21 protein-coding genes and 3 other annotated features are annotated in these 23,051 nt (G+C 40.2%); of the genes, 18 read left to right on the plus strand and 3 right to left on the minus strand.

The window, feature by feature from the left end:
- Positions 1 to 71: 71 nt before the first annotated feature.
- Positions 72 to 335, plus strand: a binding site (T-box leader).
- Positions 336 to 380: 45 nt separating this feature from the next.
- From thrS to rplT, 4 genes are all read left to right on the plus strand, one after another.
- Entirely contained in the window at positions 381 to 2,315 is a 1,935-nt protein-coding gene (gene thrS, locus ACFQRG_RS12070) for a threonine--tRNA ligase (protein ID WP_380966239.1), read from the plus strand.
- Between the two features lie 111 nt (positions 2,316 to 2,426).
- Positions 2,427 to 2,549, plus strand: a sequence feature (ribosomal protein L20 leader region).
- Between the two features lie 80 nt (positions 2,550 to 2,629).
- A complete protein-coding gene (infC, locus tag ACFQRG_RS12075; RefSeq protein ID WP_380966241.1) occupies positions 2,630 to 3,133 on the plus strand; it encodes a translation initiation factor IF-3 in 504 nt (167 codons plus the stop codon).
- Between the two features lie 22 nt (positions 3,134 to 3,155).
- Complete coding sequence (rpmI, locus tag ACFQRG_RS12080; RefSeq protein WP_380966243.1) at positions 3,156 to 3,344, plus strand: 50S ribosomal protein L35; 189 nt, start codon at positions 3,156 to 3,158, stop codon at positions 3,342 to 3,344.
- Between the two features lie 101 nt (positions 3,345 to 3,445).
- On the plus strand, positions 3,446 to 3,802 hold the full coding sequence (rplT, locus tag ACFQRG_RS12085) for a 50S ribosomal protein L20 (RefSeq protein ID WP_380966244.1): 357 nt from the start codon (positions 3,446 to 3,448) through the stop codon (positions 3,800 to 3,802).
- A gap of 34 nt (positions 3,803 to 3,836) precedes the next feature.
- Here rplT and ACFQRG_RS12090 read toward each other — a convergent pair whose 3' ends face one another.
- Positions 3,837 to 4,211, minus strand: a complete 375-nt coding sequence (locus tag ACFQRG_RS12090) for a hypothetical protein (protein WP_380966246.1) — start codon at positions 4,209 to 4,211, stop codon at positions 3,837 to 3,839.
- 92 nt (positions 4,212 to 4,303) lie between these two features.
- On the opposite strand from ACFQRG_RS12090, the gene ACFQRG_RS12095 reads away from it, so the two are divergent.
- Together ACFQRG_RS12095 and ACFQRG_RS12100 are read left to right on the plus strand one after the other, a co-directional pair.
- Positions 4,304 to 4,810 (plus strand): dUTP diphosphatase, encoded by a 507-nt coding sequence (locus tag ACFQRG_RS12095; RefSeq protein ID WP_380966248.1) that lies wholly within the window; start codon positions 4,304 to 4,306, stop codon positions 4,808 to 4,810.
- A gap of 69 nt (positions 4,811 to 4,879) precedes the next feature.
- Positions 4,880 to 5,965, plus strand: a complete 1,086-nt coding sequence (locus tag ACFQRG_RS12100) for a M42 family metallopeptidase (protein ID WP_380966251.1) — start codon at positions 4,880 to 4,882, stop codon at positions 5,963 to 5,965.
- A gap of 186 nt (positions 5,966 to 6,151) precedes the next feature.
- Here the strand turns inward: ACFQRG_RS12100 and sspI are convergent, their stop codons facing one another.
- Complete coding sequence (gene sspI, locus ACFQRG_RS12105; RefSeq protein WP_380966253.1) at positions 6,152 to 6,355, minus strand: small acid-soluble spore protein SspI; 204 nt, start codon at positions 6,353 to 6,355, stop codon at positions 6,152 to 6,154.
- Positions 6,356 to 6,436: 81 nt separating this feature from the next.
- On the opposite strand from sspI, the gene ACFQRG_RS12110 reads away from it, so the two are divergent.
- The 3 genes from ACFQRG_RS12110 (at position 6,437) to pheT (ending at position 11,147) form a co-directional block, all read left to right on the plus strand.
- Positions 6,437 to 7,204 (plus strand): TrmH family RNA methyltransferase, encoded by a 768-nt coding sequence (locus ACFQRG_RS12110; RefSeq protein WP_380966255.1) that lies wholly within the window; start codon positions 6,437 to 6,439, stop codon positions 7,202 to 7,204.
- Between the two features lie 177 nt (positions 7,205 to 7,381).
- Positions 7,382 to 7,599, plus strand: a binding site (T-box leader).
- 66 nt (positions 7,600 to 7,665) lie between these two features.
- Entirely contained in the window at positions 7,666 to 8,700 is a 1,035-nt protein-coding gene (gene pheS, locus ACFQRG_RS12115) for a phenylalanine--tRNA ligase subunit alpha (protein ID WP_380966257.1), read from the plus strand.
- 17 nt (positions 8,701 to 8,717) lie between these two features.
- Positions 8,718 to 11,147, plus strand: a complete 2,430-nt coding sequence (gene pheT, locus ACFQRG_RS12120; RefSeq protein WP_380966259.1) for a phenylalanine--tRNA ligase subunit beta — start codon at positions 8,718 to 8,720, stop codon at positions 11,145 to 11,147.
- A gap of 106 nt (positions 11,148 to 11,253) precedes the next feature.
- On the opposite strand, the gene rnhC is transcribed toward pheT, so the two are convergent.
- Positions 11,254 to 12,198 (minus strand): ribonuclease HIII, encoded by a 945-nt coding sequence (rnhC, locus tag ACFQRG_RS12125; RefSeq protein ID WP_380966261.1) that lies wholly within the window; start codon positions 12,196 to 12,198, stop codon positions 11,254 to 11,256.
- A gap of 176 nt (positions 12,199 to 12,374) precedes the next feature.
- Here rnhC and ACFQRG_RS12130 point away from each other — a divergent pair, with 176 nt between their 5' ends.
- The 9 genes from ACFQRG_RS12130 to trxA all read left to right on the plus strand — a co-directional run bounded on the left by ACFQRG_RS12130 (position 12,375) and on the right by trxA (position 23,036).
- Complete coding sequence (locus tag ACFQRG_RS12130) at positions 12,375 to 12,911, plus strand: CvpA family protein (protein WP_380966263.1); 537 nt, start codon at positions 12,375 to 12,377, stop codon at positions 12,909 to 12,911.
- 217 nt (positions 12,912 to 13,128) lie between these two features.
- Positions 13,129 to 14,853, plus strand: coding sequence for a DNA polymerase/3'-5' exonuclease PolX (polX, locus tag ACFQRG_RS12135; protein ID WP_380966265.1), 1,725 nt, complete (start codon positions 13,129 to 13,131; stop codon positions 14,851 to 14,853).
- 19 nt (positions 14,854 to 14,872) lie between these two features.
- Entirely contained in the window at positions 14,873 to 17,233 is a 2,361-nt protein-coding gene (locus ACFQRG_RS12140) for an endonuclease MutS2 (protein WP_380966267.1), read from the plus strand.
- 383 nt (positions 17,234 to 17,616) lie between these two features.
- Positions 17,617 to 19,308, plus strand: a complete 1,692-nt coding sequence (locus tag ACFQRG_RS12145; protein ID WP_380966270.1) for an AMP-binding protein — start codon at positions 17,617 to 17,619, stop codon at positions 19,306 to 19,308.
- A gap of 114 nt (positions 19,309 to 19,422) precedes the next feature.
- Positions 19,423 to 20,007, plus strand: a complete 585-nt coding sequence (locus ACFQRG_RS12150) for a TetR/AcrR family transcriptional regulator (protein ID WP_380966271.1) — start codon at positions 19,423 to 19,425, stop codon at positions 20,005 to 20,007.
- Between the two features lie 44 nt (positions 20,008 to 20,051).
- Positions 20,052 to 20,825 (plus strand): enoyl-CoA hydratase, encoded by a 774-nt coding sequence (locus ACFQRG_RS12155; RefSeq protein WP_380966274.1) that lies wholly within the window; start codon positions 20,052 to 20,054, stop codon positions 20,823 to 20,825.
- 15 nt (positions 20,826 to 20,840) lie between these two features.
- Positions 20,841 to 21,611 carry an electron transfer flavoprotein subunit beta/FixA family protein gene (locus tag ACFQRG_RS12160; protein WP_380966276.1) on the plus strand — a complete coding sequence of 257 codons (771 nt, stop codon included), beginning with the start codon at positions 20,841 to 20,843 and terminating at the stop codon, positions 21,609 to 21,611.
- Positions 21,612 to 21,626: 15 nt separating this feature from the next.
- On the plus strand, positions 21,627 to 22,601 hold the full coding sequence (locus ACFQRG_RS12165; RefSeq protein WP_380966278.1) for an electron transfer flavoprotein subunit alpha/FixB family protein: 975 nt from the start codon (positions 21,627 to 21,629) through the stop codon (positions 22,599 to 22,601).
- Positions 22,602 to 22,721: 120 nt separating this feature from the next.
- The gene (trxA, locus tag ACFQRG_RS12170) at positions 22,722 to 23,036 is read left to right on the plus strand and encodes a thioredoxin (RefSeq protein ID WP_380966280.1); all 315 of its coding nucleotides are present in this window, start codon (positions 22,722 to 22,724) and stop codon (positions 23,034 to 23,036) included.
- Positions 23,037 to 23,051 lie beyond the last annotated feature (15 nt).

Raw genomic sequence — 23,051 nt, forward strand, 5'->3', positions numbered from 1 at the left:
TTCTTTTTTTAAAGTCCTTGATTTTATTATCATAAGTGGCTATAATACCTTACATAATACAATTGCTTAAATAAAAAGCCTTGATGAGGACAAGAGTTGTTTTAAATGTCGTTAACAGAGAGGGGAGAATAGCTGGAATCTTCCTAACGAAAAAAATAACTTACCGCCTCTGAGCTGCGGCAGGGAAATGATTATATATGTTCAAAGTGTGGACAAACAGCCGCCTTTGATCATCCTATAGAGTATCTGCCGCCGGTAACAACCGTTATGTTTACTTGAGATGCATATTTATGCATGAACAAGGGTGGAACCGCGAGATCACACTCGTCCCTTTTAAGGGGACGGGTGTTTTTTATTTCTAATGAATGGAGTGATGATTGATGGCTGAAATGATCAAAGTAACTTTTCCAGACGGCAATATCAAGGAGTTTCCCAAAAATACAACGACAGAAGATATTGCAGGTTCAATTAGTTCAAGCTTAAAAAAGCAAGCCATCGCTGGTAAATTTAACGGACAGCCCGTTGATTTACGGAGAGAATTAACAACTGACGGGACGATTGAAATCTTAAAGCTGGAAGATCCTGAAGGTATTGAAATCCTTCGTCACACAACAACACATGTGATGGCCCAAGCAATTAAACGATTGTATGATAATGTTAAGCTTGGGGTTGGCCCGGTTATTGAAGAAGGCTTTTATTACGATATTGATATGGAAGAAGCCATCGTTCCTGAAGATCTTAAACGTATTGAAAAAGAAATGCAAAAAATTATTGATCAAAATTTTGAAATAAAGCGTCATGTTGTTTCTCGCGAAGAAGCAAAGCGTCGTTTTGAAGAAATTGGTGACGATCTTAAACTTGAACTGCTTGAAGATATTCCTGAAGGTGAGTCAGTGACGATTTATGAGCAAGGTGAATTTTTCGACTTATGCCGCGGACCGCATCTCCCTTCAACAGGCAAAATAAAAGCTTTTAAATTATTAAGCATTGCCGGCGCTTATTGGCGCGGAGACAGCAATAATAAAATGCTGCAAAGAATTTACGGCACAGCGTTCCCGAAAAAAAGCGAACTCGAAGAGCATTTGCATGTCCTTGAAGAACGGAAAGAACGGGATCACCGCAAGCTTGGCAAGCAGCTTGACCTATTTACTATCTCTCAAGAAATTGGTCAAGGACTGCCGATCTGGCTTCCAAAAGGGGCAACGATCCGCAGAATTATTGAACGCTACATCGTTGATTTAGAAACAGCCCGCGGCTATAAGCACGTCTATACATCACATCTTGCCAATGTTGATTTATATAAGACAAGCGGTCACTGGGATCATTATCAGGATGATATGTACCCGCCGATGAAAATTGATAATGAAGAGCTTGTACTTAGACCGATGAACTGTCCGCATCACATGATGGTTTATAAACATGAGCTGCATAGTTACCGCAATCTTCCGCTCCGTGTGGCCGAACTTGGTACAATGTTCCGTTATGAAATGTCCGGGGCGCTGGCTGGACTGCAGCGGGTACGTTCTATGACTCTAAATGATGCGCATATTTTCTGTCGTCCGGATCAGATTCAAGAGGAATTTACTAATGTAGTCAAACTCATTCAAAAAGTTTATAAAGACTTCGGGATTGACGATTATTATTTCCGTCTTTCTTACCGTGATCCTGAAAACAAAGAAAAATATGTTGACAAGGATGAGATGTGGGAAAAAGCGCAAGGCATGTTAAAAGGGGCAATGGATGCTCTTGGGCTTGATTATGTTGAAGCAGAGGGCGAAGCAGCGTTTTACGGTCCAAAACTTGATGTTCAAGTGAAAACAGCATTAGGAAAAGATGAAACATTATCAACAGTTCAGCTTGACTTCCACTTGCCTGAACGCTTTGATTTGACTTACATCGGTGAAGATGGCAAGGAGCATCGTCCGGTTGTTATTCACCGCGGTGTTGTATCGACCATGGAACGGTTTGTTGCTTTCCTTATCGAGCAATATAAAGGCGCCTTCCCAACCTGGTTGGCACCGGTTCAAGCAAAAGTGATACCTGTAGCATCGGTTCATCACGATTATGCCAATAAAGTCGCTGATCAACTCCGCGAACACAATATTCGTGTAGAAATTGATGAGCGTGATGAAAAAATCGGTTATAAAATTCGTGAAGCACAAACACAAAAAATTCCTTTTATGCTCGTGGTCGGAGATCAAGAAATTGAAACGGATAGCGTTAATGTCCGCCGCTACGGGGAAAAGAATTCAGAATCCATTGCCGTTGACACATTCGTTGACCGTTTAGAAAAAGCAATTAAAAACCATAAGTAATAAAAAAACTTGAATCTAATTTTATATTAGTGTATCTTTATATAGGATGTTTTGATTAACTTGCACACATTGATGAAAAGTGATATAGTTTATTAGGAAAGTGAATAAATCGAGCAAAAGAAGAAGCGCCCGGCTTCTCACCTGATTGATGCCTATATGGTTGTTGACAGGTTTGAGTGATGAATGTGAAGGATAAGTGTGGGCGTACGAATGTGCCCGCACTTTTTTATTAGTAAAAAGTTATCGGTCGGTGCCTAATACTGCTCATTTACTTTTTAATAATAATTTGGAGGTGGCTCAATATTAGCAAGGATATGATTGTTAACGAGGGGATTCGCGCTAACCAAGTACGTCTCATTGACCAAAACGGTGAACAAATCGGCATTAAACCAAAGCGTGAAGCATTGGATATGGCTAGAAACGTCAATCTTGATCTTGTCATGGTGGCGCCGAACGCCAAGCCCCCGGTTTGCCGTATCATGGACTACGGGAAGTATCGTTATGAGCAACAGAAGAAAGACAAAGAAGCCCGTAAAAAGCAAAAGATCATCAATGTTAAAGAAATCCGCTTAAGCCCTAACATTGAAGAACACGATTTTAATACTAAACTTCGCAACGCTCAAAAATTCCTTAAAAAAGGCGACAAAGTAAAAGCATCGATCCGTTTTCGCGGCCGTGCTATTACCCATTCAGAGATTGGAAGAGAAGTATTGGAACGTCTTGCTAAGGAATGTGAGGAATTTGGTGTTATTGAAGCGAAGCCGAAAATGGAAGGCCGCAGTATGTTCCTAATCCTCGCACCAAAAGGCGAAAAATAAGAAGCTGACAGGAGGAATTATCATGCCAAAAATGAAAACCCATAAAGGTGCTGCAAAACGTTTTAAAAAGACAGGTTCAGGTAAATTAAAACGCAGCCATGCTTACACAAGCCACATGTTCAAACATAAAACTCAAAAACAAAAACGCAAGCTTCGTAAAGGCGCATTGGTGTCAAGTGCGGACGAAAAGCGCATCAGCAAGCTTATCTAATTAAATTAAAGTATGTGTTCAAAAAGAAGCCAATCGGATTTTTTGAACATCCTGTTAAACAACTATTGAACGATTAATGAGATATACTAGGAGGTAGTATTATGGCAAGAGTAAAAGGCGGTTATGTTACACGTCGCAGACGCAAAAAAGTTTTAAAACTTGCAAAAGGTTATTATGGTGCTAAACATAAACTATTTAAAGTTGCTCAACAACAAGTTTTTAAATCATTACAATATGCATACAGAGATCGTCGTCAAAGAAAACGTGATTTCCGTAAACTTTGGATCGCGCGTATCAATGCGGCAGCACGTATGAACGGTATTTCTTACAGCCGCATGATGCACGGCTTGAAAGTTTCCGGTATCGATGTTAACCGTAAAATGCTTGCTGATTTAGCTGTTAACGATGAAAAAGCATTTGCTGAATTAGCAACTAAAGCAAAAGAAGCTGTTAAATAATAAAGAGGATCATTCATTATGGATGATCCTTTTTTTATATACTTTCCATTAACTCAGCAAATGGACGATCCCACTTTAATTCAGCAACAGGGTATTTCGTATAAAGCTGTTCTTCAATATTGTAAAGGTCCTCTTTTGTTATATTTTTCAACAAAGGCTGGGGGCTTTTGGAATAAATAAATATCTCAGTTACCCTGTATTTTGATTCATAGGGTTTTATTGTGCATTGACCAATGAAAGTCATCCCTCTTACTGTTATAAAAACGTTGCCGTCATTTTCATAAAGATACATCGATTCACGGCGAACTGCTTTATTAAATCGATACTCATCTTTTTGAATGTACCGATAAAGGCTGAATAGAATGCAAACTAATCCAAGAATAATTAATAATAATAAAAGAAACCCCATGCAGCGCCCCGCCTTTCATTTAATAATTTGCGCCCCGCCCAGTTATGACCATGCTATAATATAATTTACCACGAAATCAGGAGTGAAAAACCATGGATACAGAACAATTGACAAAATTATTCCAAGAGCAAAGAATCCTTGACGATAGAATTTTAGAAAACCACGATCTGGAGTCTAAGGATTTATTAAAAGATAAGCTGTTAGCTTTTTATGTAGAAGTTGGCGAATTAGCAAATGAAACAAGATGCTTTAAATTTTGGAGCTTTAAACCAGCTTCAAAGAGAGAGATTATTTTAGAAGAATATGTTGATGGCGTTCATTTCTTGCTTTCCATTGGCCTTGACCTGGAATTTAATGATGCCAGCCAACTTATTATTAAGTATACGAAGAAAAGCCGCGGCAGTTTAACTGATCATTTTCACGCAGTTATTGAAAGTATCAACCGGCTGAGGGAAGGGACAAACCAAAAAAATTATCAAGAACTCTATAATGAATACTTAAGTTTAGGTATAGCTCTCGGATTTTCTTCAAATGATATTATAGATGCCTATTTTAAAAAGAATCAAATTAATCATAAGCGTCAAGAGTCAAGTTATTAGGCAGGAAGATTGTGGCAAGATATTATATTCAGTATAATGTAACTGATGATAATTAAGGAGGACAAGCCGATGAGTGAATTAGATCAAACACTGCAGATGCTAAAAGATTTGACAGATGCTAAGGGTGTTTCTGGAAATGAACGCGAGCCCCGTGAAGTAATGAAAAAATACATAGAACCATATGCTGATGAAATTCAATATGATAACCTTGGCAGCTTAATCGCTGTTAAAAAAGGCAATGCCAACGGCCCAAAAATCATGGTAGCCGGACATTTGGATGAAATCGGTTTCATGGTTACGCAAATTGATGACGATGGCTTTCTGCGCTTTCAAACAGTCGGCGGCTGGTGGGAGCAAGTCATGCTTGCACAACGTGTTACAGTTATGACAAAGGATGGTGACGTTCCAGGTGTTATCGGTTCAAAACCGCCGCATATTTTATCGGCAGAAGCCCGCAAAAAGCCTGTACCTGTTAAAGATATGTTCATTGATATCGGTGTGGCAAATAAAGAAGAAGCGCTTAAATTTGGTGTGAAGCCTGGGGATTTTGTCGTTCCGGTTTGCGACTTTACCATCATGAAAAATCCAAAATACTTAATGGCAAAAGCATGGGATAACAGAATTGGCTGCGCAATTGCTATTGATGTCTTAAAACAATTAAAAGATGTTGAGCATCCAAACGTTGTTTACGGTGTCGGCACCGTCCAAGAAGAGGTCGGCCTTCGCGGTGCTACGACATCCGCTCATAAGATTCAACCTGACATTGGCATTGCTGTAGATACAGGTATTCCGGGGGATACGCCGGGGATTACCGATAAAGAAGCGATTGCTAAAATCGGTAAGGGTCCGCAAATTATTATGTACGATGCGTCTATTGTGACACATAAGGGTCTTCGTGATTATGTAACCGATACGGCTGATCAACATAATATTCCGTATCAATTAGATTCAATAGCCGGCGGCGGCACTGACGCAGGTAAAATTCATTTAACAGCAAACGGCGTACCGGCATTGTCGATTACAATTGCAACAAGGTACATTCACTCTCACGCGTCCATTATTCACCGTGATGACTATGAAAATGCTGTTAAAATTCTTGTTGAAGTGATTAAAGGATTAGACGAAGAAAAAGTTAAAGAATTAACTTTTGGTTAATAAAGAAGACTTGCCGATTGGCAAGCCTTAAAAGGCGCAGACAGAGGCTAGTACTCCAGAGCACAAGTCTCGCTTTGTTGCGCTTATACTTAAAATTGGCCCAACGTCGAGTTAGCAGCATTGTTGCCAGCTTATTTTTTCCAAATGTAACAAATGACCTGATCATCGTAATGATCAGGTCTGTTTTTATACACCCTTTGACAGGCTGTCAACCATCGTATTTTTTTGATTTTCATCAGACTGTTCCCAAATGATTTCGAAAAGTACGCCGAGACCAGGCAGCATTTTTTCCTGACCATCCTGGATAGCGTCAACGATAGTATCCCTTAATTGTTCTTTATCGTTATCAGCAATATTATGTTTGATGGCTTTTCTAATATTAATATCCATACACAACTCTCCTTTACTTTTTGTATTAGTATTGATTAAAATAAAATAATTATGTAAGAAGTTATAAAGGAGTCATACGCTGTGAAATGGATTGAATCATCGCAAAATCAAAAAATCAAAACGTGGCGAAAATGCCATAAAAAGAAATGGCGCGACGAATATGGACTTTATTTAATTGAGGGATTGCATTTGCTTGAAGAGGCATTAAAGGTTCCTTCCAGAATTCAGTCGATCATTTATGATGAACATTTTCAAAGTCAAAAAAATGATTGGCCAACAGATGATATCGAAGAATACTGTGTTCCCAGTAAATTATTCCAAGAGCTGTCGCAAACTGAATCGCCTCAAGGTGTTATTGCTGTTTGTAAAATGCCGAATCAGAGCGTTGAAATAGAAGAAAGAGGAAGGTATCTGCTTGTCGACGGTGTCCAAGATCCAGGCAATCTGGGAACAATTATCAGAACTGCAGATGCCTGCGGATTAGAGGCGGTTTTTTTAGGACGAGGCTGTGCAGACTTATACAATGAAAAAGTAATAAGGGCGGCTCAAGGATCCCATTTTCATCTTTCGATCGCGGCCGTTGAATTAAGTGAAACGATCCGGCAAATGAAGAAAAACAATATCCAGGTGTATGGGACATCATTAAACGGACAAGGATTAGAATACACGCCGAGATCAGCTCATTCTTTTGCCTTGTTATTAGGAAACGAGGGCAATGGCGTTTCGGAAGAGCTTTTGTCTTTAACAGATGTCAATGTGAAAATTCCAATTTACGGAGCTGCTGAATCTCTTAACGTAGCCGTATCAGCGGGTATTTTACTGTATTGGCTTCGGGGATTTGAGGGATAGGTAAAAGTTGAGAATGCGGGTTTGGTGATCCTTCGCTGTCGCTTATTCTAAGAAGTATCGCCAACTTCTCATCGCAAAGCTGCAATGAAGCACACAATTCAGCGGCAGCGAGTAACAAATAGGCTTGCAAGTCGCTGTTATCTCTTTTATAATGTCAAGTATATACGAAAAAATTGGTTGAATGCTATGAAAGAGAGTAGTACTTATGCACCGCCATTTAGGGAGGATTCGCCAAAGACTGAAAGCGTATCTATGGTAGAACATAAGGAATTCACTCCGGAGCTGTTATCTTAAAGGATAAACCGGCGGCAGCCGTTATCATGATAAGTGAGCAGATGACAAGTTTTTTACAGTCATTGCTAACAAGGGTGGTACCGCGATGCTTCGTCCCTTTTCGGGATGGAGCATTTTTTTATTTGTCAACAGTCTGGTGCAAGCCGAAGTTTTAGAGGAGGATATTGATGAAGGAACAATTGGAATCGCTTAGGAATGAAGCGTTAGAACAAGTGAAGAGCGCCCAGGATCTTAAATCACTTCAAGATCTTCGCGTCAAATACTTAGGAAAAAAAGGACCGATTACTGAAGTTCTACGGGGCATGGGCAAGCTTTCCAAAGAGGAACGCCCTGTTATCGGTCAACTTGCTAATGATGTCCGTGAAATGATTGAATCAGCTATTAAAGAGAAACAAGAACATTTAGAAATGGAGAAAATCAAAGCGCAGCTTGCCAAGGAATCTATTGATGTAACCCTTCCCGGCAGCCCGGTACAAGTTGGTAACCATCATCCGCTGACTGCGGTGATTGAAGAAATTGAAGATCTCTTTATCGGCTTAGGGTTTTCAATTGCCGAAGGCCCTGAAGTTGAAAATGATTATTATAACTTTGAAGCTTTAAATTTACCAAAGGACCATCCGGCAAGAGATATGCAAGATTCATTTTACATTACGGAAGAAATATTGTTACGTACGCACACATCACCGAATCAGGCGCGTACAATGGAGGCTCATAACGGCAAGGGACCTGTAAAAATTATTTGTCCCGGAAAAGTTTATCGTCGGGACACGGATGATGCTACCCACTCCCATCAATTTATGCAAATTGAAGGACTTTATGTTGATAAAAATGTCAGATTAAGCGATTTAAAAGGTATATTAACTGTTTTTGCCAAAAAAATGTTTGGTGAAGACCGGCAAATTCGTCTGCGGCCAAGTTATTTCCCTTTTACAGAGCCGTCTGTTGAAATGGATATTTCATGCTTTCATTGCGGCGGCAATGGCTGTTCTGTCTGTAAGAAGACAGGCTGGATTGAGATTCTTGGCTCAGGCATGATTCATCCAAATGTTTTGGAAATGTCAGGGTTTGATCCGAAAGTTTATTCAGGATTTGCTTTTGGGATGGGACCTGAAAGAATCGCCATGCTGAAGTACGGTATTAACGACATTAGACATTTTTACAACAATGACGTTCGATTCTTAAAACAGTTTAAGCGTGCATAAGAGAGAGGAGTATTTTTATGTTAGTATCATATAACTGGTTGAAAGATTATGTAGATTTAAGCGATGTTTCGCCGGATGAATTAGCTGATAAAATTACTAAAGCAGGCATCGAAGTTGAACATGTCTATAAATTAGGAGAGGGAATTAAAGATGTTGTTGTCGGTCGCGTTGATCAATGTGAACAGCATCCGAATGCCGATAAATTAAATGTGTGCCAAGTGGATTTAGGATCTGAAAAAGTACAAATCGTTTGCGGCGCTCCGAATGTTGCGGCGGGACAAAAGGTGGCCGTGGCCAAAGTCGGGGCCGTCTTACCAGGCAATTTTAAAATCAAAAAAGCCAAGCTTCGCGGTGAAGTATCTCAAGGCATGATTTGTTCTTTAGAAGAGTTAGGTGTTGAAGGCAAGCTTGTGCCAAAAGAATATCAAAATGGCATTTATGTCTTTGCGGACGATGTTGTCGTAGGTGAAGATGCACTTCCTTACTTGAATTTGGACGACTATGTACTGGAGTTAGATATTCTTCCTAACAGCGCTCATTGTTTAAATATGATCGGTGTAGCCTATGAAGTTGCGGCTATTTTAAATCGTCCGGTCAATCTTCCGGAACCTGCAGTCGAAGAAGATCAAACATTAGCTGAAGAAAAAATTAGTGTCAGTATTGAAGCCGAAGAGGCGGCTCCTTATTACGGTGCAAGAGTGATCGAAGACATTCATATCGAACCCTCGCCGCGCTGGATGCAGAATAGGCTGATTGCTGCAGGGATTCGTCCAATCAGCAACATTGTTGATATTACAAACTATGTCTTGCTTGAATACGGTCAACCGCTTCACGCTTTTGACTATGATAAATTAGGATCAAAGCAAATTCTCGTCCGTTATGCTCATGAAAATGAACAAATGACGACGCTTGATGATGAAGAACGTCATCTCATAACAAGTGATCTTGTCATTACAAATGGTGAGCGGCCTGTGGCTCTTGCCGGGGTAATGGGCGGTGCTGATTCCGAGATCAAAGATGATACAAAAAAGGTACTGTTGGAAGCGGCAATTTTTGATGCTTTAACAGTGAGAAGGACATCATCGAGATTACAATTGCGTACAGATGCCAGTCAGCGTTATGAAAAAAAGGGCGTAGACAGAAATCGTGTTGCTTCTGCAGCAGACCGAGCCGCCGGGCTGATGCAAACCATTGCCGGTGCCAAAATCCTTAAAGGCATTGTTGAACAAGGTCAAAGAGAAGTAGCACCCCATATTATCGAAATGCCATGGAAAAAGGTGAATGATGCTTTAGGTACATCACTTTCCGAAAATGAGATTACATCAATCCTTAACAGATTGAACTTCACAGCGGCTGTCGAAGGGGAAACATTGCATGTTGAAGTACCTGCCCGCCGACCGGATGTTACGATTCCTGAGGATATTGTTGAAGAGGTGGGACGGATATACGGCTACGATAATGTCCCGGCGACATTACCAAAAGGCGAGTCCACAAGAGGAGGATTAACTTCTTATCAAAAGAAACGACGTATCGTTCAAAAATATTTTGAAGGTGCGGGTTTATATCAGGCAGTTACTTACTCACTGACAACAAAGGAAAAAGCGCAGCAGTTAACGATACAGCCGCAATCTGAAGAGCAGCTTGTCGAATTAAGCATGCCGATGAGTGAAGAGCGCAGCACATTACGAATGAGTATTGTTCCAGAATTGTTAGAGGTTGTTCTATATCATTTAAATCGTCAAATGCCAAATATTAAATTATATGAAATCGGTAAAGTTTTTACGGCAAAACAAAAGCCATTAACAGATCTCCCGCTTGAAACAGAACATGCTGCAGGTGTATTGACAGGCTTGGAAAATATCCAAAGCTGGGAAGGAAGAAAAACGCCTGTAGATTTTTATACAGTTAAAGGTGTGCTTGAAGGATTATTTGATCAACTGGGTGTGTCAGAAAAGATTCAGTTTGCTCCGGCTGAACGTGACCTGATGCATCCGGGGCGGACAGCTGACATGTCATTTAATGGTACAGTCATCGGTTATCTCGGACAGCTTCACCCGCACGTCCAAAAAGAAAATGATTTAAATGAAACTTATGTCTTTGAAATCAATTTACAAGCGTTGCTTGAAGAAAATGTACCGGAAACAACTTATCGTGATCTTCCTCGTTATCCATCAATCACAAGGGATATTGCGCTTGTTGTTGATAAAGAAGTGCATGCCGGTCAGCTTTATGACATTATTAAAGAAGCCGGCGGATCACTTCTTAAAAACATTAAACTTTTTGATGTTTATCAAGGTGAGCATTTAGAAGAGGGTAAAAAATCACTAGCCTTCTCATTACAATATTTAGATCCTAACAAGACGCTGACGGATAAAGAAGTAAGCAAAGTGCATGAAAATATTTTAAATGCGTGTCAGGAACGTGCCGGTGCAGCGTTAAGAAACTAATTTTAAACTAAGTAAAAAAACGCCTATTAGAGGCGTTTTTTTACTATTGATATATAGAGGCTTAGATGTAAAATCGCTGCAGTCCCCAAGATAAGGCGGGTTTTCCTTATTTCAACATTTGTGCTTTTTTTGTATTGGCGAAATGGGTTTTGGCAATTTTATTTAGAATGCCTTCACCTTTTTCCCGAATAATTTCTGCGGCTGCTTGATCAACTTTAAATCCTGCTCCTTTTGGCAAGGTATGTCCTGCTATGTCTGATAATTTATCCATTTCCTTAAGAAATGCATATCTGGCAATTATTGAAGCAGCAGCAACTGATAAATGGAGCCCCTCTGCTTTCGTTTGGAAAAAGACCTTATCTTTCACCTGATGCTTTTCCTCTTTAATGTAAGAAAAATAAATATCCGGTTTGGCGAATTGGTCGATTAATATGCCATCATAGGACTTATTTTGCGAATTTACTTTTTCAATCACATTTAAAAGGGCCTTGTTATGTAAAACGGCTTTCATTTTCCCTTGCGAATAGCCTTTTGCCTGTAATTGATTGTATTTATCGTTCGGGAGAATAAGCAAGCTGTAATCCACATACTTAATAATATCCTGAGCCATGATGATCATACGTTCATCTGTTAAAGTCTTTGAATCTTTTACACCCAATTGATTGAAAATCTTCTCCTGTTCCGGTCCGGAATGCACAGCGCACACAGTAATCGGTCCAAAATAATCGCCGGTGCCAACTTCGTCTGAGCCGATAACTGTCAATTGGCTAATGTTTTTGGGAGGAAGATACTTGTGAGAGACCGTCCGATTGACTGTTTTCTTTTTGCTTGCAGGAAATGCCTCGCTTCCCGCTTGCCATTTAGAAGCTTCCAGTTCAGCGCTTTTTCCTTGAAAGAGAACTTTTCCAGATTTGTAAGCTGTGATCGTACAGTCAGAAGTTTTGGCTGTAAATAATGCGCCGGGAGCTAATTTATCAATTATTTTTGTTTGGTAATAATTCCTAATATCGTTGATTTTTTTAGTGTCACATTTTAAAACCGCATGAGCCATAAGGGTTTTCACCTCCGCTTTTACTTTATCATATACCTTTAATAATTAGTAATGATTTTCAATTTTAGATTCTTTTTGATAAGATATATCTAATATTCAACAGTATGTGACATAAAAGTTCATGTTGGTGCGAAAGATTATTTGAAAAATGATGAAAGACGAGGAATCAAAGGTTTATGTTAAATATTATCATTCTCCTTTTACTAATAGGCGGTTTCTTTATTGGGCTGAGACGAGGTTTAGTATTGCAAGTTGTTCATTTAGTCGGCTTTTTTGCAGCCTATGTTATTGCTTTTATGTACTGTAATAAATTGGCGCCAAAGCTGTCGTTTATACCATACCCTGGCGGATCGGCTGGCGCGCATAACTTTTTAGATTTTCAATCCGTTTATTACCGGGTGATTGCTTTTATAATAATTTTCATTGCGGTGAAAATTGCCATGGCTGTTATTGGTCATATTCTTAGCTTTATCGTTGATTTGCCGATACTAAGAACGGTTAATGGCTGGCTCGGCGGAGCGCTTGGATTTGTTGAGATTTACCTAGTATTATTTATTTTGCTTTATATAGGAACAATCACACCAATTTATGGTATATCAGACGCTGTCCACCATTCTTATGTTGCAAGTCTAATGATGGAAAACACGCCGGTACTCTCAGGAAAATTACAAAATATGTTTGTCAGCTACATCCATCACCCAGCTTCCTCTTAAAATGCGTGCTCAATAAGGAGGACAAACAGGACCAAGAAGTTCGAGGCGCGGAAGCCACGAGGACCGGAGCGTAGATGATGGTTACGTGAGGACCGGAGTGGCAGCGCAACGAAGAAATTCGCAGTCATGTTTCCCGGACATTTTGAACTTCCTCTTTAAGGGGAAGTTTTTTGTTTTCATATGATACAAAAAAGGATACGATAGTCTTTAGGGAAGGGTGAGGATTGTGAACAAAAAGCAAATTGTTAAAGTGTTAGAAACCATTGCCATTTATTTAGAAATCAAAGGAGAAAATCCTTTTAAAATATCAGCCTACCGTAAAGCGGCACAAGCACTTGAAAACGACGACCGTTCCATGTCGCAAATTGATGATCCATCAAAAATGAAAGGTATCGGAAAAGGAACGGCACAGGTTATTAATGAGTTATTAGAAACAGGCGAATCATCTCTTTTAAAGGAACTTCAAGAAGAGATCCCGGCAAGTTTACTACAATTATTAAAACTGCCTGGTCTTGGAGGCAAAAAGATTGCTAAGCTGTATCAGAGTTTAGGTATAACTGATTTAGAAAGCTTGAAACAGGCGTGTGCAGAAGAACGCGTCCAGGAACTTGAGGGATTCGGTAAAAAGACCGAAGAAAAGCTGTTGACGGCTGTTGAAGAAATGAATCAGCGTCCGGAAAGGCTGCCGATCTCTTATATGCTGCCAATAGCTGAACAAATAGAAACTGTTTTGTCTTCTATTAAAGAAATCGAGAAATTTTCCAGAGCCGGAAGTCTTAGGCGTTGCAAAGAATTGATAAAAGATCTAGACTTTGTTATTGCGACAGATCAACCCGAAACAACAGCACAGCAGTTAGCTGATAAGCTGCAAATCCATGAAATTGTCGGACAAGGCCTAACAAAAATGACAGTCCTATTAGATGACGACTATCAAGTATCCGTTGATTTCCGCTTCGTGGAACCGAAAGCTTTCGCGACAACACTTCATCATTTTACAGGGTCTAAAGACCATAACGTGAAATTGCGTCAGCTCGCAAAATCCCGCCAGGAAAAAATCAGTGAATATGGCGTAGAACAAGAAGCTACAGGAAATGTGCTAACCTTTGAAAATGAAAAAGACTTTTTTAACCACTTTGAGATATCATATATTCCGCCGGAAGCGCGCGAAGGCGTTGATGAAATTGAAACAGCTGAAAAAGGCAGCCTTAATCTAATTGAGTTAGATGATATAAAAAGCGATTTGCATATGCATACAACATGGAGTGACGGGGCTTATACAATAGAAGAAATGACTGAGGCAGCAAGACGAAAAGGCTACGAATACATCGTCATTACCGACCATTCGTATTCTTTGCGGGTCGCAAACGGACTGTCGGCATATCGCCTCCGTAAGCAGCGGGAGGAAATTGAGCGTCTAAACGCCCAAAACCGTGATTTTAAAATTTTCGCAGGTGTTGAAATGGACATATTGCCGGATGCAACACTTGATTACGATGAAGACACACTGGCAGAACTGGATTTTGTTATAGGGGCCATTCATTCTTCTTTTTCCCAAGACAGAAATATGATAATGAAACGATTGCAAACAGCCCTTGAAAACCCTTATGTCAGATTAATTGCCCATCCAACCGGACGAATTCTCGGCGGCCGTAAAGGTTATGATGTTGATGTAGAGGCCCTTATCAAAATGGCTGCACAAACAAATACAGCTTTGGAACTGAACGCCAATCCCAACCGGCTCGATTTGGCAGCCCATTGGCTAAAAAAAGCCCAAGATGCTAATGTGAAAATAGCAATAAATACAGATGCCCACTCAATTGATATGTTAGAAGATATGAAGATCGGTGTTTCAAGCGCCAAACGCGGATTACTCAAGAAAGCATCGGTTTTAAATACAATGTCACGATCGTCATTTGAAACATTTCTGCAAAATACCAAATAAACAAGGAGGATTTATTTCATTGTTAAAGCGTGTGCTTAATATCCTTGAATACCATAAAGTTATTGATCAATTATCAAAACACGCCGCATCTTCACTCGGTTTGCAATTAATAGAGACGCTCGCGCCAAATAACAATCTTGGAAAAGTACAAGAATGGCAACGGGAAACCGATGAAGCAGCGAATGTTTTACGTTTAAAAGGCCATTTTCCTTTTGGCGGCATTACTGATATTCGTGCAAGTTTAAAAAGATCAAAAATCGGCGGTATGCTGAGTCCAAAAGAACTTATTGATATTGCCGGAACAATAAGGGGAACGAGAATAGCGAAGAACTTTATTTTAGATATTGTGGAAGAAGGGACTAAACTTCCGTTATTATCTGATATTGTTATGTTAATAGAACCCGAGGGCGAGCTTGAACGCAGTATTCAGAGCTGCATTGATGATTCAGGATACGTAATGGATTCAGCAAGTGAAACATTGCGGGGAATTCGCGGGCAAATCAGGACTTTAGACAGCCGAATTAAGGAAAAATTAGAGAGTATTACCCGTTCCTCAGGTAATCAAAAGAAGCTTTCCGAATCTATTGTTACGATTCGTAATGGCCGTTATGTTGTCCCTGTTAAGCAGGAGTATAGAGGGGCCTTCGGCGGAATCGTTCATGATCAATCGGCATCTGGCGCAACATTATTTATTGAACCGCAATCTGTAGTGGATATGAGTAATAAGTTGAATGAAGCCAGAGCCCGGGAAAAGCATGAAATTGAAAAAATTCTTAACAAGCTTTCAGAGCAAACAGCAGATGTCGCTGATTCCCTTTTAGATCATGTAGATCGTCTGGCTAGGCTTGATTTTATATTTGCAAAAGCCAAATATGCAAAGCAAATTAAGGCGACTCGCCCCAAACTTAATGACAAAGGCAACATTCATATGAAAAAAGCGCGGCATCCCCTTATACCGGCCGAAGATGTTGTACCGATTGATGTTATTTTAGGCGACGGTTATCATGCCATGATTATAACCGGACCAAATACAGGCGGGAAAACAGTCACGTTAAAGACAACCGGATTACTGACACTTATGGCTCAATCCGGCTTGCATGTTCCTTGTGAAGAAGGGTCGGCTATTAATGTTTATAAAGAGATATTTGCCGATATAGGCGATGAGCAGTCTATAGAGCAAAGTCTCAGTACCTTCAGCTCACACATGACTAACATTATTGATATTCTATCAAAAGTTGATCATGAAAGTTTAGTTCTATTTGATGAGCTCGGTGCAGGAACTGACCCGCAAGAAGGGGCCGCACTGTCGATTGCTATATTAGATGATGTGTTTGCTAAGGGTGCAAGTGTTGTGGCTACAACGCATTATAGCGAGCTGAAAGCATATGCTTATGAAAGAGAAGGTGTTATTAACGCAAGCGTTGAATTTGATGTTCAATCGTTAAGGCCAACTTATAAACTTCTTATCGGCGTACCTGGCCGAAGCAATGCATTCGAAATATCAAGAAAGCTTGGTTTGCCGGAACAAATCATTGAACAAGCCAAAGGCCAAATTGCCAGCGAAACTAATCAAATTGATCAAATGATTGCATCTCTTGAACAAAATCGCAAACAAGCTGAACTTGCAAGTGAAGAAGCCAATAAAATGAAAGCTGAAATTGAAGAGCAGCGCAACCAATTAAATAGAGAACTTGAAAAAATTGATAGAGAAAAACAGCGCTTGATAAGAGATGCTGAAGAAAAAGCTAAGGACAAGATTCAAAAAATCAAAACAGAAGCGGAAAACATTATTACTGAACTTCGCGAGTACCAGGCAAATCCCGCAAAAATAAAAGAACATAAGCTAATAGACGCCAAAGGCCGTCTTGAACATGCTTTAGATGCTTTATCAGACCATGAAACTAAGGTTAAAGCCGATTCACATGAAAAACAAGGCAAAGTATCATTTTCACCTGGACAAAAAGTAAAGGTCATCAGTTTTGGACAAAAAGGCCATGTTGTTGAGAAGCTGAATGATAAAGAATACCTTGTGCAAATTGGCATTATGAAGATGAATTTACCTGCAAGCGACCTTAAAGCCGTTAAAGAGGAAAAAGAAACAAAACCGGTTGTTAACGTTAGAACAAGCAAATCTACTGCCAAAACAGAGCTTGATTTACGCGGAGAACGCTACGAAGATGCGATGCATAAAGTCGATCAGTATTTGGATCAAGCGTTGTTAAGCGGCTATCATCAAGTGTCAATCATTCATGGCAAAGGGACAGGTGCATTAAGAAAAGGCGTTCAAAATAAATTAAAAAGCCATTCCAGGGTGAAAAGCATACGTTTTGGCGGCGCCGGGGAAGGAGGAAGCGGTGTCACGATTGTTGAATTAAAATAAATGGGCAGCTTTTTTGGCTCCTGCAACAATGCAGTTATTTATGGCAAGAAAATTAAAAAGAAAATCTGGCAGCAGGATCCATCACTATGATTAATTCTATTAGTTTTTCATATTGTCATTGGGTCAAGTTTACAGCTTAATCAGGGGGAGATACGGTGGAAACCTTAGCTAAAATCTTGATCGTCTGCTGCGGCATATTTTTTGTTGCAGGAATTATATATTTGGCAGTCACTTAAAAACTCGTCGGGCGGCGGGTTTTTAATTTTTTAGATAGAGTTTTTAAAAAATTTAATAAAATGCCTATTTTTTTGCAAGTGTTTACAATATAATAGAAATTGGAATACGTTTATGGAAGGAGCGGAACAAAGGAGGCCAATGCAGAAATGGCAATTAAAGAAAAGAAATGGCTTAACCGCTACCCGAAAGAAATTAGTCCGGTACTGGATTATGATGACAAGCCGCTGTTCAGCTACTTGGAAGAGGCGTGTCTGAGTTTTCCTAAGAAAACAGCGATTCATTTTCTTGGTAAAGAAATGACGTACCAGGAATTATATCGCCAGACGTGTCAATTAGCCGGCAGCTTGCGCCGAATGGGATTAAAAAAAGGGGATCGTGTAGCAATTATGCTGCCCAATTGTCCCCAAGGCGTCATATCTTATTACGCCGCATTAATGGCAGGAGGCGTTGTTGTTCAGACCAACCCGCTGTATATGGAAAGGGAACTTGAACATCAGCTCGGGGATTCAGGCGCAAAGTTCATGATCTGTCTTGACCTTGTCTATCCTAAAGTAGCCCGTGTAAGAGGAAAAACTGCATTAAAAAAAGTGATAGTGACAGCCATTCAAGATTACCTGCCTTTTCCAAAAAACCTTTTGTATCCGTTCGTAGAGAAAAGAAAGAAGACACCATTACCAAAAATTATGTTTTCAGATTCAGTTCTGGATTTTAAAGGCTCTATTCAATCAGGAGAAAGTTCCTTTACCCCTGTATCAATTGATGCCAAGAAAGACTTGGCATTGCTCCAATACACCGGCGGTACAACCGGGCCGGCAAAGGGAGTCATGCTAACGCATTATAATCTGACAACCAATACAATCCAAGCGAGACACTGGATGTACAAAAACCGATATGCAGAGGAAACTGTTTTAGGTGCTTTGCCGTTTTTTCATGTCTACGGGATGACCTGTGTTATGAATTATGCCATTATGTATGTAGCGAAAATGATCATTGTCCCGAAATTTGATGTGCAGGATATTTTGAAAACGATTGAAAAGCAAAAACCAACGATGTTTCCGGGAGCGCCAACGATGTATATTGCACTTATTAATCACCCGGATATTCGAAAATTTGATTTATCGTCAATTGAAACATGTATCAGCGGTTCAGCACCATTGCCGAAAGAAGTTCAGGAACGTTTTGAAAGTCTTACCGGCGGCAAGCTTGTTGAGGGCTACGGATTAAGCGAGGCTTCGCCTGTGACTCACAGCAACTTAATTTGGGGTGAGCGAAAGCCCGGCAGTATTGGGCTCCCTTTTCCCGATACAGATGCTAAAGTAGTATCAGCTGAAACGGGTGAAGAGGCCGATATCAATGAAATTGGCGAATTAATGGTTAAAGGTCCTCAAGTTATGCAAGGTTATTGGAACCGTCCAGATGAAACGGAGGCAGTTTTAAAAGACGGCTGGCTGTTAACCGGTGATCTTGCATATATGGACGAGGAAGGTTATTTTTATATTGTTGATAGAAAGAAAGATATGATCCTTGCTTCAGGTTTTAATATATACCCGCGGGAGATTGAAGAAGTCTTATATGAACATCCCGATGTCCGGGAAGCTGCGGTCATAGGTGTTCCGGATGCATACCGGGGCGAGACCGTTAAAGCTTTTGTCGTACCAAAGCAGGGGAAGACTTTAGATGAGAAAGAATTAAATACTTATTGCCGAAAACATTTAGCTGCATATAAAGTGCCGCGTATTTATGAGTTTCGTAACGAGCTTCCTAAAACCACAGTTGGTAAAATACTTAAAAGAACGCTGATAAATGAGGAGAAAACGGAGAAAGTGTCGTCTGAATAATAGAGCCATTCGGCTCTATTATTCAGTTTCAGATGGATATTGACAGACGATTCAGAGATTATTATAATTTAAGATGAATGAATGGTCATTCATCTTGTGAAAAGGGGAACAGCGATGTCAATACAACAACGTCCAAAGTACAAACAAATCATTGATGCGGCAGTAAAAGTTATTGCTGAAAACGGTTTTCACCGCTCGCAAGTATCAAAAATTGCCAAGCGGGCAGGTGTTGCCGATGGAACGATATATATTTATTTTAAGAATAAAGAAGACATACTTGTTTCGTTATTTAAGGAAAAAATGGGTCAATTTGTAGAAAAAATTGAAGCGGAAATAAAGGAAAAAAAAGATGCAAAAGAGAAGTTATTAACTATGGTGAAAGTTCACTTTGATCAACTGGCTGCTGACTATCCTTTGGCGATTGTTACTCAGCTTGAATTAAGGCAATCCGAAACCGAGATTCGAATGGCAATTAATAATGTTCTTAAAAAATATCTTCACGTTATCGACGGCATTTTAGAAGAAGGAAAGCAGCAAGGGGTTTTCCGGGATGCCATTGATATTCGGCTGGCAAGGCAAATGATATTTGGAACTTTAGATGAGACAGTCACTAACTGGGTGATGAACGACCATAAATATGAATTGCGGGATTTAGCAGATCCTGTTGGTGATTTGCTTGTCAATGGCTTAAGTCGTTAAAAATTTATTTATTATAAATTGAAAGCGTTTTAAGGAGGCCTGTCATGACAGTCATAGATTGGGAATTAGAAAATAATACAGCGGTGATTACGATTAATCATCCTCCTGCTAATGCCTTGAGTTCTCAAGTTATCAATGAATTATCAGATATTATGGATGACTTAGAGAATGATGCAAAAGTAAAGGCAATCATTATTCATGGTAAGGATCGCTTTTTTTCGGCAGGAGCAGATATTAAAGAATTTACACAAATGGATAGGAATGAAGGTTCCTCTAATACTGCAAGTGCCGGGCAAAAGCTCTTCAATCGCCTGGAAAATTTTAAAAAGCCTATCATTGCGGCTATCCATGGGGCGGCCTTAGGCGGCGGATTAGAATTATCAATGGCCTGCCATATTCGCTTGGCGGCAAAGGGCACTAAGCTTGGCTTGCCGGAGGTGCAATTAGGTTTGATTCCGGGATTTGCAGGTACGCAAAGATTGCCAAGATTAGTAGGCGTGCCAAAAGCGACCGAAATGATACTGACCAGTCAGCCGATTCAAGCCGAGGAGGCGCTTCAGTTTGGATTGGTTAACCAAGTTGTCGAGCCCGAAGAACTTTTAAATGCAGCAAAGAAATTGGCAGCGCATATCGCTAACAAAAGTTCTGTGGCTGTATCCCTTGCTCTTGAATGTTTGTCATATGCTAGAGAGGGCAAATTTGTTGAAGGCCAATCGATAGAGGCAAGAAACTTCAGCAAAGCTTTCGGTTCTGAAGATGCGAAAGAGGGCATCCGCGCTTTTATTGAAAAGAGAAAACCAGTTTTTCAAGATAAATAAACGGGAGGTTCTAAAATGAACATTTATGTCATTATGAAACGCACCTTTGATACAGAAGAAAAAATTGCTGTCGAAAATGGCAAAATTTCCGATGACGGGGTTGAATATATCATTAATCCTTATGATGAATATGCCATAGAAGAAGCTATTCAACTTCGCGATGCACATGATGGTGAAATAACTGTTGTGTCAATCGGCGATGAAGAAACAGAAAAAGAACTTCGCACGGCGCTTGCTATGGGTTGCGATAAAGCGGTATTGATTAACAATGAAGATATCGAGGATTATGATCAAGTATCGACAGCAACAATTTTAGCCAAATTTTTTGAAGATAAGGAATATGATATCATTTTGGGCGGAAATGTATCCGTTGACAACGGCACTGGCCAGATTGGTCCGAGATTAGCGGAAAAATTAGGGATAGCCCATATAACAACGATTGTCAGTTTAGAGGTATCAGAAGGTACAGCTACGGTTGAACGTGATGTAGAAGGTGACATTGAAACGATTGAGGCTTCTTTACCATTGCTTGTGACAGCTCAACAAGGCTTGAATGAACCAAGATATCCTTCATTGCCGGGCATCATGAAAGCGAAGAAAAAACCGCTTGAAGTATTGGAATTAGATGATCTGGACCTTGATGAAGACGATGTAGAAGGTCAAACAGAGGTCATTGATGTCTTCTTGCCGCCTAAGAAAGAGGCAGGCAGAATTCTTGAAGGCGAACTGGAAGAGCAGGCAAAAGAACTCGTGAAATGTCTAAGATCTGAAGCAAAGGTAATATAAGAAGGGGGACTTAAAATGGCACGAAAAACACTTGTTCTGGCAGAAGCCCGTGACGGCGGACTCCGTCATGTTTCATACGAAGCGATTGCGGCAGGTAAAAAAATTGCAGACGGAGGTGAAGTAGTTGCCGTCCTCTGCGGTGACAGCATTGCCGATCTTGCACCGTCACTTGGTCATTACGGTGCGGACCGAATTTTGACTGTTGAAAACGATAACCTGAAAAATTATACACCTGACGGCTATAAACAGGCTTTAACGCAAGTGATTGACTCTGAACAACCCGAAGCCATTGTCATGGGACATACAGCAATGGGCAAAGATTTGTCAGCGGGACTGGCGAGCCGCCTCAATTGCGGACTAGTATCTGATGTCACCGGCATTGAATCAGATGGAGAGCTTGTTTTTGTCAGACCGGTATACGCAGGCAAGGCTTTTGAGAAAAAACAGATTAAAGACGGCATCGTTTTTGTAACGATTCGTCCAAATAATATTGATGCCTTAGAAAAAGACGAATCTAAAGAAGCTGTTGTAAATGCCTTTGATGTCGCCATTAAGGATCTGCGCACGATTGTTAAAGATATTGTGAAAAAGACAACTTCAGGCGTGGACTTATCAGAGGCTAAAATTATTATATCCGGCGGCAGGGGAGTGAAAAGCGAAGAAGGCTTTGAACCGCTGAAGGAATTAGCAGAAGTGCTTGGCGGAGCGGTCGGCGCTTCCCGAGGTGCCTGTGATGCCGGTTATTGCGACTATTCATTGCAAATCGGGCAAACCGGTAAAGTCGTCACACCTGACCTTTATATTGCCTGCGGTATTTCAGGTGCCATTCAGCATTTGGCCGGTATGTCAAACTCGAAAGTTATTGTCGCCATTAATAAAGACCCTGAAGCCAATATCTTCAATGTTGCGGATTATGGTATTGTCGGTGATCTTTTTGAGGTTGTTCCATTACTGACCAAACATTTTAAAGAGATTCTCCAGGAAGCCTAATTATTTTAGTTTTTAATTTCCTCATAATATTGAAGACCTATCAATGGCATAACTAAATAAGAGATGATATACTTCTTCATAAGAAAGGTATGTTATTGATAAAGGAGGAAATTTTAGGATATGGCAATACAAAATGTTACTGACCAAAACTTTTCTGAAGCAATTTCCAGCGGCTTAGTATTAGTCGACTTTTGGGCACCATGGTGCGGACCTTGTAAAATGATTGCACCAGTGCTTGAAGAAGTTGATTCAGAAATGAGCGACAAGGTACAAATTGTTAAGCTTAACGTTGATGATAATCAAAATACGGCAAGTGAATACGGAGTCATGAGCATTCCGACTCTTATCGTATTTAAAGACGGGGAAATCGTTGATAAAGTTGTTGGTTTTCAACCTAAAGAAGCTTTAATCAATGTTATCGAAAAGCATCAGTAAAACTTGCCGATTGGC

Origin of the sequence: Scopulibacillus cellulosilyticus (genome assembly GCF_042665295.1) — a bacterium.
Taxonomy (GTDB): domain Bacteria; phylum Bacillota; class Bacilli; order Bacillales; family Sporolactobacillaceae; genus Scopulibacillus_A; species Scopulibacillus_A cellulosilyticus.

What these genes read in the sequence shown, in the direction of transcription:
- ACFQRG_RS12095 (WP_380966248.1), top strand. Translation starts at nt 4,304, where the DNA reads ATGGATACAGAACAATTGACAAAATTATTCCAAGAGCAAAGAATCCTT.
- ACFQRG_RS12090 (WP_380966246.1), bottom strand. Translation starts at nt 4,211, where the DNA reads ATGGGGTTTCTTTTATTATTATTAATTATTCTTGGATTAGTTTGCATT.
- trxA (WP_380966280.1), top strand. Translation starts at nt 22,722, where the DNA reads ATGGCAATACAAAATGTTACTGACCAAAACTTTTCTGAAGCAATTTCC.
- rnhC (WP_380966261.1), bottom strand. Translation starts at nt 12,198, where the DNA reads ATGGCTCATGCGGTTTTAAAATGTGACACTAAAAAAATCAACGATATT.
- ACFQRG_RS12130 (WP_380966263.1), top strand. Translation starts at nt 12,375, where the DNA reads ATGTTAAATATTATCATTCTCCTTTTACTAATAGGCGGTTTCTTTATT.
- ACFQRG_RS12150 (WP_380966271.1), top strand. Translation starts at nt 19,423, where the DNA reads ATGTCAATACAACAACGTCCAAAGTACAAACAAATCATTGATGCGGCA.
- ACFQRG_RS12165 (WP_380966278.1), top strand. Translation starts at nt 21,627, where the DNA reads ATGGCACGAAAAACACTTGTTCTGGCAGAAGCCCGTGACGGCGGACTC.
- ACFQRG_RS12155 (WP_380966274.1), top strand. Translation starts at nt 20,052, where the DNA reads ATGACAGTCATAGATTGGGAATTAGAAAATAATACAGCGGTGATTACG.
- ACFQRG_RS12160 (WP_380966276.1), top strand. Translation starts at nt 20,841, where the DNA reads ATGAACATTTATGTCATTATGAAACGCACCTTTGATACAGAAGAAAAA.
- pheS (WP_380966257.1), top strand. Translation starts at nt 7,666, where the DNA reads ATGAAGGAACAATTGGAATCGCTTAGGAATGAAGCGTTAGAACAAGTG.
- rplT (WP_380966244.1), top strand. Translation starts at nt 3,446, where the DNA reads ATGGCAAGAGTAAAAGGCGGTTATGTTACACGTCGCAGACGCAAAAAA.
- infC (WP_380966241.1), top strand. Translation starts at nt 2,630, where the DNA reads ATGATTGTTAACGAGGGGATTCGCGCTAACCAAGTACGTCTCATTGAC.
- ACFQRG_RS12100 (WP_380966251.1), top strand. Translation starts at nt 4,880, where the DNA reads ATGAGTGAATTAGATCAAACACTGCAGATGCTAAAAGATTTGACAGAT.
- thrS (WP_380966239.1), top strand. Translation starts at nt 381, where the DNA reads ATGGCTGAAATGATCAAAGTAACTTTTCCAGACGGCAATATCAAGGAG.
- pheT (WP_380966259.1), top strand. Translation starts at nt 8,718, where the DNA reads ATGTTAGTATCATATAACTGGTTGAAAGATTATGTAGATTTAAGCGAT.
- rpmI (WP_380966243.1), top strand. Translation starts at nt 3,156, where the DNA reads ATGCCAAAAATGAAAACCCATAAAGGTGCTGCAAAACGTTTTAAAAAG.
- sspI (WP_380966253.1), bottom strand. Translation starts at nt 6,355, where the DNA reads ATGGATATTAATATTAGAAAAGCCATCAAACATAATATTGCTGATAAC.
- ACFQRG_RS12145 (WP_380966270.1), top strand. Translation starts at nt 17,617, where the DNA reads ATGGCAATTAAAGAAAAGAAATGGCTTAACCGCTACCCGAAAGAAATT.